Source organism: Blastococcus sp. HT6-30 (genome assembly GCF_039729015.1).
Classification (GTDB): Bacteria; Actinomycetota; Actinomycetes; order Mycobacteriales; family Geodermatophilaceae; genus Blastococcus.
On record NZ_CP155792.1, the window covers coordinates 1,030,661 to 1,044,312 of the forward strand.

Annotated in this window: 20 protein-coding genes and 1 tRNA gene; 15 read left to right on the top strand and 6 right to left on the bottom strand. The window is 74.1% G+C overall.

Going from position 1 to position 13,652, the window contains the following annotated elements; all coding sequences use genetic code 11:
• Window positions 1–74 precede the first annotated feature (74 nt).
• The 8 genes from ABC795_RS04875 (at window position 75) to ABC795_RS04910 (ending at window position 5,409) form a co-directional block, all read left to right on the top strand.
• On the top strand, window positions 75–560 hold the full coding sequence (locus ABC795_RS04875) for a M67 family metallopeptidase (protein WP_347059785.1): 486 nt from the start codon (window positions 75–77) through the stop codon (window positions 558–560).
• Window positions 561–713: 153 nt separating this feature from the next.
• Window positions 714–992, top strand: a complete 279-nt coding sequence (locus tag ABC795_RS04880) for a MoaD/ThiS family protein (protein WP_347059786.1) — start codon at window positions 714–716, stop codon at window positions 990–992.
• Window positions 993–1,042: 50 nt separating this feature from the next.
• Complete coding sequence (locus tag ABC795_RS04885) at window positions 1,043–1,993, top strand: cysteine synthase (RefSeq protein ID WP_347059787.1); 951 nt, start codon at window positions 1,043–1,045, stop codon at window positions 1,991–1,993.
• A 99-nt stretch (window positions 1,994–2,092) separates the two neighbouring features.
• Complete coding sequence (murI, locus tag ABC795_RS04890; protein ID WP_347059788.1) at window positions 2,093–2,917, top strand: glutamate racemase; 825 nt, start codon at window positions 2,093–2,095, stop codon at window positions 2,915–2,917.
• Window positions 2,914–3,657 carry an MBL fold metallo-hydrolase gene (locus ABC795_RS04895; RefSeq protein WP_347059789.1) on the top strand — a complete coding sequence of 248 codons (744 nt, stop codon included), beginning with the start codon at window positions 2,914–2,916 and terminating at the stop codon, window positions 3,655–3,657. The genes murI and ABC795_RS04895 overlap by 4 nt, the downstream gene beginning before the upstream one ends.
• A gap of 121 nt (window positions 3,658–3,778) precedes the next feature.
• Window positions 3,779–4,720 carry an ATP-dependent DNA ligase gene (locus ABC795_RS04900; RefSeq protein WP_347059790.1) on the top strand — a complete coding sequence of 314 codons (942 nt, stop codon included), beginning with the start codon at window positions 3,779–3,781 and terminating at the stop codon, window positions 4,718–4,720.
• The gene (locus tag ABC795_RS04905) at window positions 4,713–4,841 is read left to right on the top strand and encodes a hypothetical protein (RefSeq protein WP_347059791.1); all 129 of its coding nucleotides are present in this window, start codon (window positions 4,713–4,715) and stop codon (window positions 4,839–4,841) included. The genes ABC795_RS04900 and ABC795_RS04905 overlap by 8 nt, the downstream gene beginning before the upstream one ends.
• Before the next feature lie 85 nt (window positions 4,842–4,926).
• Window positions 4,927–5,409 (top strand): DUF4262 domain-containing protein, encoded by a 483-nt coding sequence (locus ABC795_RS04910; RefSeq protein ID WP_347059792.1) that lies wholly within the window; start codon window positions 4,927–4,929, stop codon window positions 5,407–5,409.
• A 6-nt stretch (window positions 5,410–5,415) separates the two neighbouring features.
• Here ABC795_RS04910 and bcp read toward each other — a convergent pair whose 3' ends face one another.
• Window positions 5,416–5,904, bottom strand: coding sequence for a thioredoxin-dependent thiol peroxidase (gene bcp, locus ABC795_RS04915; RefSeq protein ID WP_347059793.1), 489 nt, complete (start codon window positions 5,902–5,904; stop codon window positions 5,416–5,418).
• Between the two features lie 51 nt (window positions 5,905–5,955).
• Window positions 5,956–6,360 carry a YjbQ family protein gene (locus tag ABC795_RS04920; protein WP_347059794.1) on the bottom strand — a complete coding sequence of 135 codons (405 nt, stop codon included), beginning with the start codon at window positions 6,358–6,360 and terminating at the stop codon, window positions 5,956–5,958.
• A 131-nt stretch (window positions 6,361–6,491) separates the two neighbouring features.
• Between ABC795_RS04920 and rph the strand changes: the two genes are divergently transcribed.
• Together rph and rdgB are read left to right on the top strand one after the other, a co-directional pair.
• Entirely contained in the window at window positions 6,492–7,214 is a 723-nt protein-coding gene (gene rph / locus ABC795_RS04925) for a ribonuclease PH (RefSeq protein ID WP_347059795.1), read from the top strand.
• Window positions 7,211–7,822, top strand: coding sequence for an RdgB/HAM1 family non-canonical purine NTP pyrophosphatase (rdgB, locus tag ABC795_RS04930; RefSeq protein WP_347059796.1), 612 nt, complete (start codon window positions 7,211–7,213; stop codon window positions 7,820–7,822). Before rph ends, rdgB begins: the two co-directional genes overlap by 4 nt.
• Window positions 7,823–7,831: 9 nt before the next feature.
• Here rdgB and ABC795_RS04935 read toward each other — a convergent pair whose 3' ends face one another.
• On the bottom strand, window positions 7,832–8,071 hold the full coding sequence (locus tag ABC795_RS04935) for a hypothetical protein (protein WP_347059797.1): 240 nt from the start codon (window positions 8,069–8,071) through the stop codon (window positions 7,832–7,834).
• Window positions 8,072–8,205: 134 nt separating this feature from the next.
• On the opposite strand from ABC795_RS04935, the gene ABC795_RS04940 reads away from it, so the two are divergent.
• Both ABC795_RS04940 and ABC795_RS04945 read left to right on the top strand, forming a co-directional pair.
• Window positions 8,206–8,580, top strand: coding sequence for a hypothetical protein (locus tag ABC795_RS04940; RefSeq protein ID WP_347059798.1), 375 nt, complete (start codon window positions 8,206–8,208; stop codon window positions 8,578–8,580).
• A gap of 81 nt (window positions 8,581–8,661) precedes the next feature.
• The gene (locus tag ABC795_RS04945; RefSeq protein WP_347059799.1) at window positions 8,662–9,582 is read left to right on the top strand and encodes a hypothetical protein; all 921 of its coding nucleotides are present in this window, start codon (window positions 8,662–8,664) and stop codon (window positions 9,580–9,582) included.
• A gap of 38 nt (window positions 9,583–9,620) precedes the next feature.
• On the opposite strand, the gene ABC795_RS04950 is transcribed toward ABC795_RS04945, so the two are convergent.
• Window positions 9,621–10,526, bottom strand: coding sequence for a LysR family transcriptional regulator ArgP (locus ABC795_RS04950; protein ID WP_347059800.1), 906 nt, complete (start codon window positions 10,524–10,526; stop codon window positions 9,621–9,623).
• A gap of 70 nt (window positions 10,527–10,596) precedes the next feature.
• On the opposite strand from ABC795_RS04950, the gene ABC795_RS04955 reads away from it, so the two are divergent.
• A complete protein-coding gene (locus tag ABC795_RS04955) occupies window positions 10,597–11,217 on the top strand; it encodes a LysE family transporter (RefSeq protein WP_347059801.1) in 621 nt (206 codons plus the stop codon).
• Between the two features lie 16 nt (window positions 11,218–11,233).
• Here ABC795_RS04955 and ABC795_RS04960 read toward each other — a convergent pair.
• A tRNA-Leu gene (locus ABC795_RS04960) sits at window positions 11,234–11,314 on the bottom strand.
• An 88-nt stretch (window positions 11,315–11,402) separates the two neighbouring features.
• Here ABC795_RS04960 and ABC795_RS04965 point away from each other — a divergent pair.
• A complete protein-coding gene (locus tag ABC795_RS04965; RefSeq protein WP_347059802.1) occupies window positions 11,403–11,633 on the top strand; it encodes a DUF3618 domain-containing protein in 231 nt (76 codons plus the stop codon).
• Between the two features lie 161 nt (window positions 11,634–11,794).
• On the opposite strand, the gene ABC795_RS04970 is transcribed toward ABC795_RS04965, so the two are convergent.
• Window positions 11,795–12,409, bottom strand: coding sequence for a TetR/AcrR family transcriptional regulator (locus tag ABC795_RS04970; protein ID WP_347059803.1), 615 nt, complete (start codon window positions 12,407–12,409; stop codon window positions 11,795–11,797).
• A 125-nt stretch (window positions 12,410–12,534) separates the two neighbouring features.
• Between ABC795_RS04970 and ABC795_RS04975 the strand changes: the two genes are divergently transcribed.
• Entirely contained in the window at window positions 12,535–13,644 is a 1,110-nt protein-coding gene (locus ABC795_RS04975) for an EAL domain-containing protein (protein WP_347059804.1), read from the top strand.
• The last annotated feature ends 8 nt before the right edge of the window (window positions 13,645–13,652 follow it).

Consider the following 13,652-nt stretch of genomic DNA (forward strand, 5'->3'; position numbering starts at 1 on the left):
CCCGGCGCACGCCCGGCCGGAGATGCACGGGGGTGACGCGGAGACGGCGGGGCGGGCAGGCCTAGACTGGCCGCGTGCTGCGCATCGACCGCGCGACCTACGACGCCATCGTGGCCCACGCCCGGAAGGACCATCCGGACGAGGCATGCGGCGTCGTCGCCGGGCCCGAGGGGACCGAGCGTCCCGAGCGCTTCGTCCCGATGCTCAACGCGGCGCGGTCGCCGACGTTCTACGAGTTCGACAGCGCCGACCTGCTGGCCCTGTACCGGGACATGGACGACCGGGACGAGTGGCCCGTCGTCGTCTACCACTCGCACACCGCCACCGAGGCCTACCCGTCGCGCACCGACATCGGGTACGCGTCGGGCCCCGCTGCCGACCCCCGCACGCACTACGTGCTGGTGTCCACCCGCCACCACGGCCCCGAGACCGGCCTGGCCGGTGACGAGGTGGAGTTCCGCAGCTACCGCATCGTCGACGGGGAGGTGTCGGAGGAGGAGGTCGAGATCGTCGAGTCCTACCTCTTCGGGCACTCGCCGACGACGGTCGTCTACGACTGAAAAGCACCCCGTTCCCCCCACGCCTCGCAGGCTCGGCGCGGGTCCCTGAACGGGGCCGGAATCCCGCGCGGCCGTCGGGCGTTGCCCGGATCAGACGCACCACTGCTGCCTCGCGCAGCGCCCCCACATCCACGTCCCGAGGAGAATCACGCCATGGCCATCGAGGTCCGGATCCCGACCATCCTGCGCACCCACACCGGCGGCGACAAGACCGTCGAGGGCAGCGGGGACACCCTGGCCGCACTCATCGACGACCTCGACAGCAAGCACTCGGGTCTGAAGAACCGCCTCGTCACCGAGGAGGGCAAGCTGCACCGCTTCGTCAACGTCTACGTCAACGACGAGGACGTGCGCTTCACCGGCGCCCTGGACACCCAGGTCAAGGACGGCGACTCGGTGACGATCCTCCCGGCGGTCGCGGGCGGCTGCTGAGCGGCTGCTGCGCTCCCCGTTCGCCCGCCCCGCATCCCGGAAGAGTTGCCATGGCCCGCTTCGCCTCCCTCGTCGACTCGCTCGGCGGCACCCCGCTGGTGGGGCTGCCGAACCTCTCGCCGACCTCGGACGTGCGCCTGTGGGCCAAGCTCGAGGACCACAACCCCACCGGCTCCATCAAGGACCGCGCCGCGATCAGGATGATCGAGGCCGCCGAGAAGGAGGGGCTGCTGCGGCCCGGCTCGACGATCCTCGAGCCGACCAGCGGCAACACCGGCATCTCGCTGGCCATGGTGGCCCGCCAGCGCGGCTACGAGCTCATCTGCGTGATGCCGGAGAACACCTCGGTGGAGCGCCGCCAGCTGCTGGAGATGTACGGCGCCCGGATCATCTCCTCTCCGGCCGCCGGCGGCTCCAACCAGGCCGTCGCCGTCGCCAAGGAGCTCGCGGCCGAGCACGACGACTGGGTGATGCTCTACCAGTACGGCAACCCGGCGAACGCGCTCGCGCACTACGAGGGCACCGGCCCGGAGATCCTCGCCGATCTGCCGTCGATCACCCACTTCGTCGCGGGCCTGGGCACCACCGGCACGCTGATGGGCGTCTCCCGGTACCTGCGCGAGCACAAGCCCGGTGTGCAGGTGATCGCCGCGGAGCCGCGCTACGGGGAGCTGGTCTACGGGCTGCGCAACATCGACGAGGGTTTCATCCCCGAGCTCTACGACGCCTCGCTGCTGGACTCGCGGTTCTCCGTGGGCCCGGAGGACGCGATCCACCGCACCCGCCAGCTGGTGGAGCGCGAGGGCGTCTTCGCGGGCATCTCCACCGGCGCGATCCTGCACGCGGCCCTCGGCATCGCCGACAAGGAGGTCGCGGCGGGCCGGTCGGCCGACATCGTCTTCATCGTGTGCGACGGCGGCTGGAAGTACCTCTCCACCGGCGCCTACGCGGGCACCCTCGAGGAGGCCACCTCGGCGCTCGAGGGTCAGCTCTGGGCCTAGCAGGAGGGCCCCGTCTCCTCACCGCCCGCACGCTCGCGGCGAGCCTCGGGACGGGGCCGGCCGCGGGTGTCGGAGTCGCGGGCTAGCCTGACCGGCGTCATGGTGACCCAGCCCGGAGCCGACGCACCGATCGGCATCTTCGACTCAGGGGTCGGCGGGCTCACCGTCGCCCGTGCGGTGCTCGACCAGTTGCCCGGCGAGGCGGTCCGCTACATCGGGGACACCGCGAACGGCCCGTACGGCCCGCTGCCCATCGCCGAGGTGCGCCGGCACTCCCTCGCGGTGATGGACGAACTCGTCGAGAGCGGGGTCAAGATGCTCGTCGTCGCCTGCAACTCGGCCAGCGCCGCCTCGCTGCGTGACGCCCGCGAGCGGTACGACGTCCCGGTCGTGGAGGTGATCCTCCCTGCCGCGCGCCGGGCCATCGCCGCCACCCGCAACGGCCGGATCGGCGTCATCGGCACCCAGGCGACCGTCACCAGCGGCGCCTACGACGATGCGTTCGCCGCCGCGCCGCACGTGTCGGTCACCTCGGCGGCGTGCCCGAGCTTCGTCGACTTCGTCGAGCGGGGGGTCACCAGCGGCCGGCAGCTCCTGGGCCTGGCGCAGTCCTACCTCGACCCGCTGCTGGCAGCCGGCGTGGACACCGTCGTCCTGGGCTGCACCCACTACCCGCTGCTCACCGGCGTGCTGTCGGTCGTCCTGGGCGACGGCGTGACCCTGGTATCCAGCGCCGAGGAGACCGCCAAGGACGTCTACCGGGTGCTCACCCGCGCCGATCTGCTCCGCGACCCCGGCGCCGCGCCGCCGCAGCACGTCTTCCTCGCCACCGGCGACCCCGAGCCCTTCGCCCGGCTGGGGCGCCGGTTCCTCGGCCCCGAGGTCGGTGCGGTCCTCGGTGCCGGACGGGTGGGGGCCGCGTGAGGCTCACCGTCGTGGGCTGCTGCGGAAGCGGCCCCGGGCCCGACTCGCCCGCCTCCTGCTACCTGGTCGAGCACGACGGCTTCCGGTTGGTGGTCGACCTCGGCAACGGCTCCTTCGGCGCCCTGCAGGGGCTGATCGACCCGGGCAGCGTCGACGCGGTCTTCCTCTCGCACCTGCACGCCGACCACTGCCTCGACGTCGCCCCGTTCGTGGTGTGGCACCGCTACTCGGGCCGCTCGCCCGGCTCGCTGGTGCCGCTGTACGCACCGGTGGGCGCCGAACGCCGGCTGGCCCTCGCCTACGACTTCGACGGCGACGGGCTCACCGACGTCTTCGACTTCGTCCCGGTCGGCCCCGGAACGCTCACCATCGGCCCGTTCGAGGTGGCGCTGGCCCGCACGGCCCATCCCATCGAGACCTACGCCATCCGGCTCACCGCCGGCGGTCGCTCGCTGGTCTACACCGGCGACACCGGCCCGTGCGACCGGGTGGTCGGGCTGGCGCGAGGGGCCGACGTGCTGCTCGCCGAGGCGGCCCACCCCGACGACCTCCCGGAGCAGCCGCCGGGCCTGCACCTCACCGGTCGGCAGGCCGCGCAGCACGCCGCCGATGCGGAGGTCGGGCGGCTGCTGCTCACGCACATCCCCGCCTGGGTCGACCACATCGGGCAGCTGTTGGCGGCCAGCTCGGTGTTCCCCGAGACCGAGCTGGTGCGTCCGGGAGCGGTCTACGAGCTGTAGCTGATCGGCGCCCGGCGACCGGTCCTCGCACGAGCAGCCGTCCGGCCGTCCACGGCTCCGCGCCGCCCGGCCGGGCGACGAACGGTTGCCGTGACTTGGGCGGCCGGGCAGCGTGAGCGGCGTGGCCGACGAGGAACGCGACGGTGTGCCGCTGAGCAGCCTGGACTCTCCCCTCGGGGACGGGCTGGGGGTGACCAAACGGGCGCTGGTGGACCACCTGGACGCGGTGGCCGACCGGCTGGTCCCGCTGCTCGCGGGCCGGCCGCTGTCGGTGATGCGCGTCCGCCCGGGCCAGGTGCCGTTCATGCAGCGCAACGTGGCCAGGGCCCCCGATTGGGTGCGGACCGTGCCGGTGTGGGCGGAGTCGGCGCACCGGGAGGTGCACCAGGTGCTCTGCGACGACCGCCGCACCCTGCTCTGGCTGGCCAACCAGCGCGCGGTCGAGTTCCACGTACCCTTCCTCCCGGTCGGCTCGCACGAGCCAACCGGCCTCGTGCTCGACCTCGACCCGCCCGACGGCGCCGACTTCTCCGCCGTCGTGGCGGTCGCCCGGCTGGCGCGGCAGGCGCTCGAGGAGGTCGGCCTGGCCGGCGCGGTGAAGACCAGTGGCTCCTCGGGGCTGCACGTCGTCGTGCCGGTGCACGGCTCGCCGGTGGACGACGTCGCCGCGGCCACGCGGGCGCTGGCCCAGCGGGCGGCGCAGCTGGATGTCGACATCGCGACGACGGCCTTCCTCAAGGAGGAGCGCGGAGGTCGGGTCTTCGTCGACTCCACCCGGTCCGGGACGGGCACGGTCGTCGCCGCCTACAGCCCGCGCGTGCGGCCCGGGCTGCCCGTGTCCGCGCCGGTCGACTGGACCGACCTGGACGCGGTGCGTCCGGGCGACGTCACCGTGACGACGGGAGCGGAGCGGCTGGGGGACTGGTCGGCGCTGCTGCCCGCACCCCAGGAGCTGCCGGCCGACCTGGTCGCCGAGGGCCGTTCGATCCCGGTCGCGCGGGTGCAGGCGATGCACGAGGGCCGACGGCGAGCACGTGCCCGCCGGGCCGCCGGGAGTGGCTGACGGGCCGAGGAACCGGGTTCTGGAAGGCGCGGCGGCGGCCGTACGGGCGCCCGACCTCGAGGCCGCCACCACGGTCCTCGACGCGCTGGTGCTCAGCGTCTTCGGCCTCGAGACGGCCTGACGGTCCTCTCCCCAGCCGGAGGCGTCGTCCACAGGTGGCCCGACTGCGGGGCCGGCTGTCGGTACCCGGCCGCACGCTGTGCGGCATGACGATCGATCCGCAGACCCTCGCGTGGCTGGACCAGGAGGACAGCCGGCTGGCGCAGACGGTCCGCGCCCACCGGGTCGCCGTGCAGTACGTGATGCGCGGCGAGGAGTCCGACGAGCCCCCGTTCGGCTACACCGTCGGCCTGTTCGGGGTCGGCCACCCCGAGCTCGTCGTGGTGGGAGTCGGCCACGGGACCGCCTGCGCCGTCCTGGACGACGTGGCCGGTCTGGTCCTCGGGGGCCGGAACCTGGTGCCCGGCGAGGTGATCACCGACGGCGGGGCGGGGCTGCTCACGGTGGAGGAGCTGCCCAACCCCGGAGAGGTGCTGTTCAGCGCCAACCGCTTCTACCAGCGCCCCGACGAGTACTCGGTGCCCGCCTACCAGCTCACCTGGGCGCACCCGGGTGGCAGCTTCCCGTGGGAGCCGGGCTGGCCCTGCCCGCCGGAGTGCCAGCCGCGGCCGGGCAGCTGGCGCGCGTGAGGCTGCTCAGTCCAGGCCGAGGTCCCGGCGCAGCTTGGCGACGTGCCCGGTCGCCTTGACGTTGTAGGAGGCGCGCTCGACACGGCCCTCGGCGTCGATCACGAAGGTCGACCGGATGACCCCGACGACCTCCTTGCCGTAGAGCTTCTTGGTCCCGTAGGCGCCGTAGGCCTGCATGACCTGCTTGTCGGGGTCGGAGACCAGCGTGATCCGCAGGCCCTCCTTCTCCCGGAACCGGGCCAGCTTCTCCACCGGGTCGGGCGAGATGCCGATGATGTCCAGCCCCGCCTCGGCGAGGTCGCCGGCGGCGGCGGTGAAGTCGACCGCCTGGGTGGTGCAGCCAGGCGTCAGCGCGGCCGGGTAGCAGTAGACGATCACGCGCCGGCCGCGGTAGGAGGCCAGCGACACGGGATTGCCGTCGGCATCGGGCAGCGTGAACTCCGGCGCCGGGTCGCCGACGGTCAGGCGGACGGGGGCGGCGTCGGTCTCGGTCATGCCGCGCATCCTGCCGTGTCCCGGCGCCGCCCTCACAAGGGGGCGGGGGCCTCACCCGGCCACGAACGAGAAGCGCACCTGCCGCTGGTGGTTGTCGGTGTTGGTGTCCACCAGGCAGATCCGCTGCCAGGTGCCGAGCATCAGCCGCCCCTCGAGCACGGGCACGCTGGCGTGCGGCGGCACGAAGGCGGGGAGCACGTGGTCGCGGCCGTGCCCGGGGCTGCCGTGCCGGTGTCGCCAGCGGTCATCCCGGGGCAGCAGCTCGTCCAGCTGGGCCAGCAGGTCGTCGTCGCTGCCCGAGCCGGTCTCCAGGATCGCCAGCCCGGCGGTGGCGTGCGGCACGAACACGTGCAGCAGGCCGTCGCCCTCCGACTGCACGAACTCGGCGCAGTCGTCGGTCAGGTCGACGACGACGGGGACGCCCCCGGTCCGGACGGCGCGCAGCTCCGATCTCATGAGGGTGATCCTGCCCGGTGGACCGGTTCGACGTGCGGTGGACCGGCGCCGGCCGTCGTCGGCGCGGGGCCGTCGCCCGACGACGGACGCCGCGGCGGGGTGACGGCGCGCGAGCACTACCCTCGGTGTCCGTGACCCGCCCCGACGGCCGTGCGGCCGACCAGCTCCGTCCGGTGACCATCACCCGCAACTGGCTCGACCACGCCGAGGGCTCGGTGCTCGTGGAGTTCGGCCGCACCCGGGTGCTGTGCGCCGCCAGCGTCGCCGAGGGCGTGCCGCGCTGGCGCAAGGGCTCGGGTCTTGGGTGGGTGACCGCCGAGTACTCGATGCTGCCGCGCGCCACCCACACCCGCAGCGACCGCGAGTCGGTGCGCGGCAAGATCGGCGGCCGCACGCACGAGATAAGCCGGCTGATCGGCCGCTCGCTGCGCGCCGCCGTCGACCTCGGCGCGCTGGGGGAGAACAGCATCGCCATCGACTGCGACGTCCTGCAGGCCGACGGAGGCACGCGGACGGCGGCCATCACCGGGGCCTACGTGGCCCTGGCCGACGCCGTCTCGTGGCTGGGCGAGCGCAAGAAGCTGGCCCGCCCGAAGGCCATCGTGCAGTCGGTCGCCGCGGTGAGCGTGGGCGTGATCGACGGCGAGCCGCGGCTGGACCTGCCCTACGAGGAGGACGTGCGCGCCGGCACCGACATGAACGTGGTGTGCACCGGCGACGGCGGCTTCGTCGAGGTGCAGGGCACGGCCGAGGGCGCGGTGCTCGACCGGCCGACCCTCGACGCGCTGCTGGACCTCGCGGTGGCCGGCTGCGCCGAGCTCACCCGCATCCAGACCGAGGCGCTGGCCCGGTGAGCACCCGGCTGCTGCTGGCCACCCGCAACGCCGGCAAGCTCGCCGAGCTGCAACGGCTGTTGGAGAGCGCGGTGCCCGGGGTGGAGGTCGTGGGTCTGCGCGACGTCGAGGAGTACCCCGAGGCGCCGGAGACCGGTGCGACGTTCGCCGACAACGCGCTGCTCAAGGCGCGCGAGGCGGTGCGGTACACGGGCCTGCCCGCGGTGGCCGACGACTCGGGGCTCGCCGTCGACGCGCTCAACGGGATGCCAGGGGTGCTCTCGGCGCGCTGGGCCGGCCGGCACGGGGACGACGACGCCAACACCGCTCTCCTGCTGGGGCAGCTGGCCGACGTCCCGGACGAGCGGCGGGGGGCGGCGTTCGTGTGCGCGGCGGCGCTGGTCACCCCGGACGGCACGGAGCACGTGCTCGAGCGGGAGTGGCGCGGCACGGTCGTCCGGGAGAAGCGGGGGAGCAACGGCTTCGGGTACGACCCCGTCTTCGTGCCGGTCGGCCTGGCGCAGACCTCCGCCGAGCTCACGCCGGCGGAGAAGGACGCCCGCAGCCACCGGGGACAGGCGTTCGCCGCGCTCGTGCCCGTCCTCGCCGAGGTGCTGGGCGGGCGCTGACGGTCCCGCTCAGTCGCGTCGCCGGCTGAACCGCGGCCGGTCCGGGGAGTCGGCCTCCTCGGCCTCCTCGGGCTCGGCGTGCCGGCCGCGCCGGTGCAGCTGCTCGTCGTCGGCCACCTGCGCCTCGCTGCCGAGCTCCGGGGCGCGGTGCCGGCCGCGGGAGGCCGCGGTGGCGGGGGAGTGGACGGCGGCGGCGCGCACCATGGCGGCGGGCGGCCGGGTCGTGGTGGGGGTGGCGCTCGAGGTCATGGGTGCCTGATCGGCCGCCGGGGCTCCTGGCTCGAGGGCCGGGGGCCGGCGACACCCGGGTGGGTGTACCGGGGAACCGGGTGCAGCCGAGCTGTGACGCGGTGCACGGCCGGCTGCTCGTTAGCCTGCTGGCCATGGAGCTCGTGCGCCTTCTGCTCGTCGTCGCCCACATCATCGGGCTGTCCCTGATCATCGGCCCGTTCCTGTTCCAGGTGAGCCGGAAGTCGCACTTCGACACGAAGCTCATGCAGATCGGCGCGCTCACCCAGCTGGTCACCGGCCTGGCCCTCGTGGGGGTGCGGGAGGCCGACGACCTCGCGGTCGACCACGTGAAGATCGGCGTCAAGCTCGTCGTCACCGTCCTCGCCGTGGTCACGGTGTTCCTGGCCGCACGCAAGCAGAAGGCCGCCGATGCCGGCCGGGCCGCCCCGAAGTCGCCGCTGCCCTTCTTCCACTCCACTGGTGCGCTGGCGGTCCTGAACGTCTTCATCGCCGTCCTCTGGACCTGACCGCACCGCATCCCGGCTGACGGCCCGGGCCGTTGCTGATGCCGGGGCGTGAGCGGCGGGCGACGCGGGCACACCGCAGCGATGCGGGTCTTCGTGGACGGCACCAGGGCGCTGCGCTTCGACGACGGGACGCCCGTCACCGCGGCCTCCGGGGTGGGGCCGCTCGGCGACGGCTGGCTGGTGGTGCAGGACGACGGCACGTTCGCCGCCTGGTGCCGGCCGGACACGGTCACCCGGCTGCGGGTGCTGCCGCCGGTCGACGGGCTCGACGTGTTCCGGGAGTCCGAGGGCACCAAGCACCTCAAGCCGGATCTGGAGGTCGCCTGCCCCGCCGAGGTGGACGGTGAACCCGCGGCGCTGCTGCTCGGGTCCGGCTCCTCGCCGCGTCGCATGCGCGGGGTGGTCGTGCGGCTGGAGGAGGGGGAGCCGGTCGTCCGGTCCGCCGAGTTGACCGCGCTCTACGAGCGGGTGGCCGAGCGGCTGGGCCTGCCGATGGATGCGGTCAACCTCGAGGGCGCGAGCCGCTCCGGGGACGTGATCCGGTGGTTCAACCGCGGCAACCTGCGGGCGGGCGTCCGCTCGGCCGGCGTGGACGTCCCGCTGGAGGCGCTGGTCGCCGCCATCCTGGGCCGGGGGGAGCCGGCCGACGTGCCGGTGGACCGGCCGCAGGAGTACGAGCTCGGCGAGGTCGAAGGAGTGGGCCTGGCGATCACCGACGCGGTCGCGCTCCCCGACGGCCGGGTGCTGCTCAGCGCCGCCGCCGAGGACACCCCGAACGCCGTGGACGATGGGCCGGTGGTGGCCACCGCGCTGGCCCTCGTGGAGGGGGACACCGTGGTGGCGGTGGCGCAGATCCCGGAGGTCGGCGGGCACGTGCACAAGGTCGAGGGGCTCGCCCTGCGGGACGTCGGGGATGGCGTCGTCCGGCTGCTCGCCGTGGTGGACGACGACGACCCGACCGCGCCGTCGGCCGTGCTGGACCTGCGGGTCGAGCTCGACTGATACCGGGCGCGCAGGGGGAGGTGCCGGGCCGAGGGCTCCTACTGCGACCGGTGGAGCCGGGTGCGCGCGGCGTCGACCAGCGCGCGGGCGACCCGGTCGAGCGGGCCGGCCTCCAGCCGCCACTGCTGCCAGTAGAGGTCGACGTCGACGGCACCGGCCGGGTCGAACGACGGAACCCCGGGGCCGTCCCCAGTGGACGGTGCGGAGCGGTCGTCGGCGCACTGGAGCTCCGGCAGCATGCCCCAGCCGAAGCCGAGCGCGACGGCGGTGACGAAGTCCGCCGAGGAGGGGACGTAGTGGATCGGCGGGTCCGCCGCCGGGAGGTGCCGGCGCAGGTAGGCGTGCTGGAGGTCGTCGCGGCGGTCGAACACGACCACGGGCGCCCGCTGCAGGGCGGCGGCGTCGGGGCCGTCCGGGAACCAGCGGTCGATGAAGACGGGCGCGGCGCAGGGCAGGTAGCTCATCCGGCCGAGCGGCGTCACCCGGCAGCCGGCCACCGGCTCCGCGTCGGAGGTGACCGCCCCCATCACCGTGCCCGCCCGCAGCAGCGCGCTGGTGTGCGTCTGGTCGGAGCTGTGCAGGTCGAAGCGGAGCTCGCCGGCCAGCGGCGCCAGCGCCGGCAGGACCCAGGTGGCCAGCGAGTCGGCGTTGACCGCGATCGGCACCACCGGTGTGCGGCCGGGGGAGACCGGGTCCAGCTGCCGGCTGGTGTCGTCGACGAGCAGCCCCACCTGGCGGGCCAGTCGCAGCACCGGCTCGCCGGCGGCGGTGACGGTGGCCGGCCGTCCGCGCTGCACCAGGACCCGACCGGCAGCCACCTCCAGGGCGCGCAGGCGCTGGGAGACCGCGGACGGGGTGACGTGCAGCCGTCGTGCGGCCGCCTCGAGGGAACCCTCGTCGATCACGGCGACCAGTGTCCGGAGCTGCCCCAGGTCGACGTCCATGAAGCAACGCTAATGCACGATGACAAAGATGAGTTGGACTGTCCGGAGGCCCGCTCCTAGCGTGGGTTCCGTGACGACAGGACTGCTGGCCGCAGTGACCGGGCTCGGGATGGGCCTCTCGCTGATCGTGGCCATCGGGGCGCAGAACGCCTTCGTGCTCCGGCAGGGCCTGCGCATGGAGCACGTGACCGTGGTCGTGGCGGTGTGCGCGGTCTCCGACGCGGTCCTCATCCTCCTCGGGGTGGCCGGCAACTCCTGGCTCAGCGCCCGCCTGCCCGACGCCATCACCGCCATCCGCCTGGGCGGCGCCGCCTTCCTGCTCGGCTACGCCGCGCTGGCGGCCCGCCGGGCGCTGCGCCCGTCCTCGTTCGCCGTCGACGCCGGCGGCGGCACCCGCAACGGGCTGCTGGCCACCGTGCTGACGTGCGTGGCCCTGACCTGGCTCAACCCGCACGTGTACCTGGACACCGTGCTCCTGCTCGGCTCGGTGGCCGACAGCCACGATGGCGGCCGGTGGTGGTTCGCCACGGGCGCCGTCGTCGGCAGCCTGCTGTGGTTCAGCGCGCTCGGCTACGGCGCGCGCCTGCTCCGGCCGCTGTTCGCCCGCCCGGCGGCCTGGCGGGTCCTCGACGCCGCCATCGCCGTCGTCATGGCCGGGCTGGGTCTCGGCCTGCTCCTCAGCGCGTTCTGACGTCCGCGCCGGATCGTGCGGGAGGGGGGAGTCGAACCCCCACGCCCGAAGGCACCAGATCCTAAGTCTGGCGTGGCTGCCGTTACACCACTCCCGCGTGGCTCCGGAGTCTAGGAGCACCCCGGTCGGGTGCCCGGCAGGACCGTCACTGAGCTGACCTGCGTCGCGTCTGGCAGGCTGTCGCCGTGCCCCGCGACCCACGACAGATCCAGCTCGAGATCGATGCGGCCCGCGAGTCGCTGGCCGCCACCCTGGACCAGATCGCCTACCGGAGCAGCCCGACCCGCCTGAAGGCGCAGGGCAGGGATGCCGTGCAGCGGTTCCTGCAGACCCCGGCGGGCAAGGCCACGATCGGCGCCGTCGGGCTGCTGGTCACGCTCGTCCTGGTCCAGAAGGTCCGGCACCGCAAGGACTGACGCGGAGCGCCGCGACCGGGCCGGCGGTATCCGGGGTGGCCTGGTCCTACGGGGACCCGGCGCCGGCCACGAGCACCTGCGCTCGGCCCTCGCGTTCCACCCAGCCGAGGTGGACCGGGCCCGTCAGGGCGGGCCCGGCACCCTCGGCTGGTGAGCGAGGCTCAGGCCTGGGCGCGCACCAGCGGCAGCACGACGGTGTCCAGCACCTCGTCGGCGAAGGCATCGTCGACGGGGCGGTGCGTCAGCAGCCAGCGCTGCACCAGCAGGGCGCTGATCGCCTCGGCGGCCACCGAGGTACGGAAGGACGGGGTGATGTCCCCGCGGGCCTCGGCGTTCTTCCAGACCTGGTCGAAGGACTCCCGCCAGACGGCGAGCGGCCCGTTCTCGAACGCGTCCGCCAGCGCCGGGTGGCGCGGCACGGTGGACAGCAGCGAGAGGGTCGCCGCGCCCGTCGGGCCGTTCACGACACCCACCAGGGTGTGCATGATCTCCCGCAGGTCACCCTCGAGGGAACCGGTGTCGGGGCTGGTCGCCACGTCGCGGTTCAGGTCGGAGATCGTGTCGACGACCAGGTCCTGCTTGGTGCGCCAACGCCGGTAGATCGTCGCCTTGCCGACCCCGGCTTCCGCCGCGACCGCGTCCATGGTCAGCGCCCCGTAGCCCACGTCGGCCAGCAACCGGAGGATCGCGGCGCGGATCACGCCGTCCCGGCTGGGGTCGCGGGGCCGGCCGCCGCGGCTGGGGCGGTCGACGTCAGCGGTGGGGAGAGCGGCCATGGGCAAACCTTAGACACTCAAGTTGTGAACCGGCTGGCGGCCTCCTGGCGCTACCCCCGGAAGTGGGTTGGGATACCGCCGCGCGCCTGTCCCGCGCCTCCGTGCCGGTAGGTCACCCTCGTTCCGTGGGAACCATCTGCGGCGGCGTCTGCGGGTGCCGCCAGAACTGGGACGTGCCCGGCCGGGCGAGCCGCGCCCTGCTGGCCACCTCGATCGGGCATGTCCTCCCGCACGTCGCCCGGACGGCCAAGGCCCTCGGTCTCACCGTCCACTCCGCGCCCCAGCTGGTCGACGTCGTCGACGAACGCGGCGGCCGGGGGCTCGAGCGGCTGTTCCAGCGGCTGGCCCGCGAGCTGACCGCGGCCGAGACCGAGGCGGTCCGGGTGGCCACCGACCCGCCGGTCGACGGGACCACGCGCACCGCCCGCCTGCTCACCGCGCCCACCCTCGCCGTCGAGCTGGCCCGGCGCGGGGTCACCGTCGAGGTCGGCGTCCTGGCCGAGGCCGAGTTCTGGTCGGTCTACCAGCCGATCGTGTCGCTGGCCGACCGCTCGGTCGTCGCCCACGAGGCGCTGCTGCGCGGCCTCGTCGACGGCCGCGAGGTGGGCGGCGGTGACCTGTTCTTCGTGGCCGAGTCCGCGGGGTGGCTGGACCGTCTGGACCGCATCGGCCGCGAGTCGGCCATCACCGGTGCGGTGCCGTGGCTGGGCGACCACGACCTGTTCATCAACTCCGACCCGACCTCGATCTACCGCCCGCAGGTGTGCCTGGCCAGCACCGAGCGGGTCGCCCACGAGACGGGGGTGGAGCCGCACCAGCTGGTGTTCGAGGTGGTGGAGTCGCACGCCATCGCCGACCGCGGGCACCTGGTGTCGGTGCTGGAGCACTACCGCTCGCTGGGGTGGCGGGTGGCGCTGGACGACGTCGGCGCCGGCTGGTCGAGCCTGTCGCTGCTGGGCGCCGTGCGCCCGGAGCTGGTGAAGCTGGACAAGCGGCTGGTGCAGGAGCTGCCCGACGACGGCGCCCGCACCGTGCTGAAGGCGGTCACCGACCTGGCCCACCAGCTCGGCGCGGTGGTCGTCGCCGAGGGCGTCGAGACCGAGCAGCTGGCCGAGGAGGTCACCGCGCTCGGCGCCGATCTGGGGCAGGGCTGGCTGTTCGGCCGGCCGGTCCGGCCCGAGCTGCCGGCGGAGGAGCCCGAGGGCCGCTGGCAGCCGGTGGAACGCGTCCGCTGAGCCGCTGC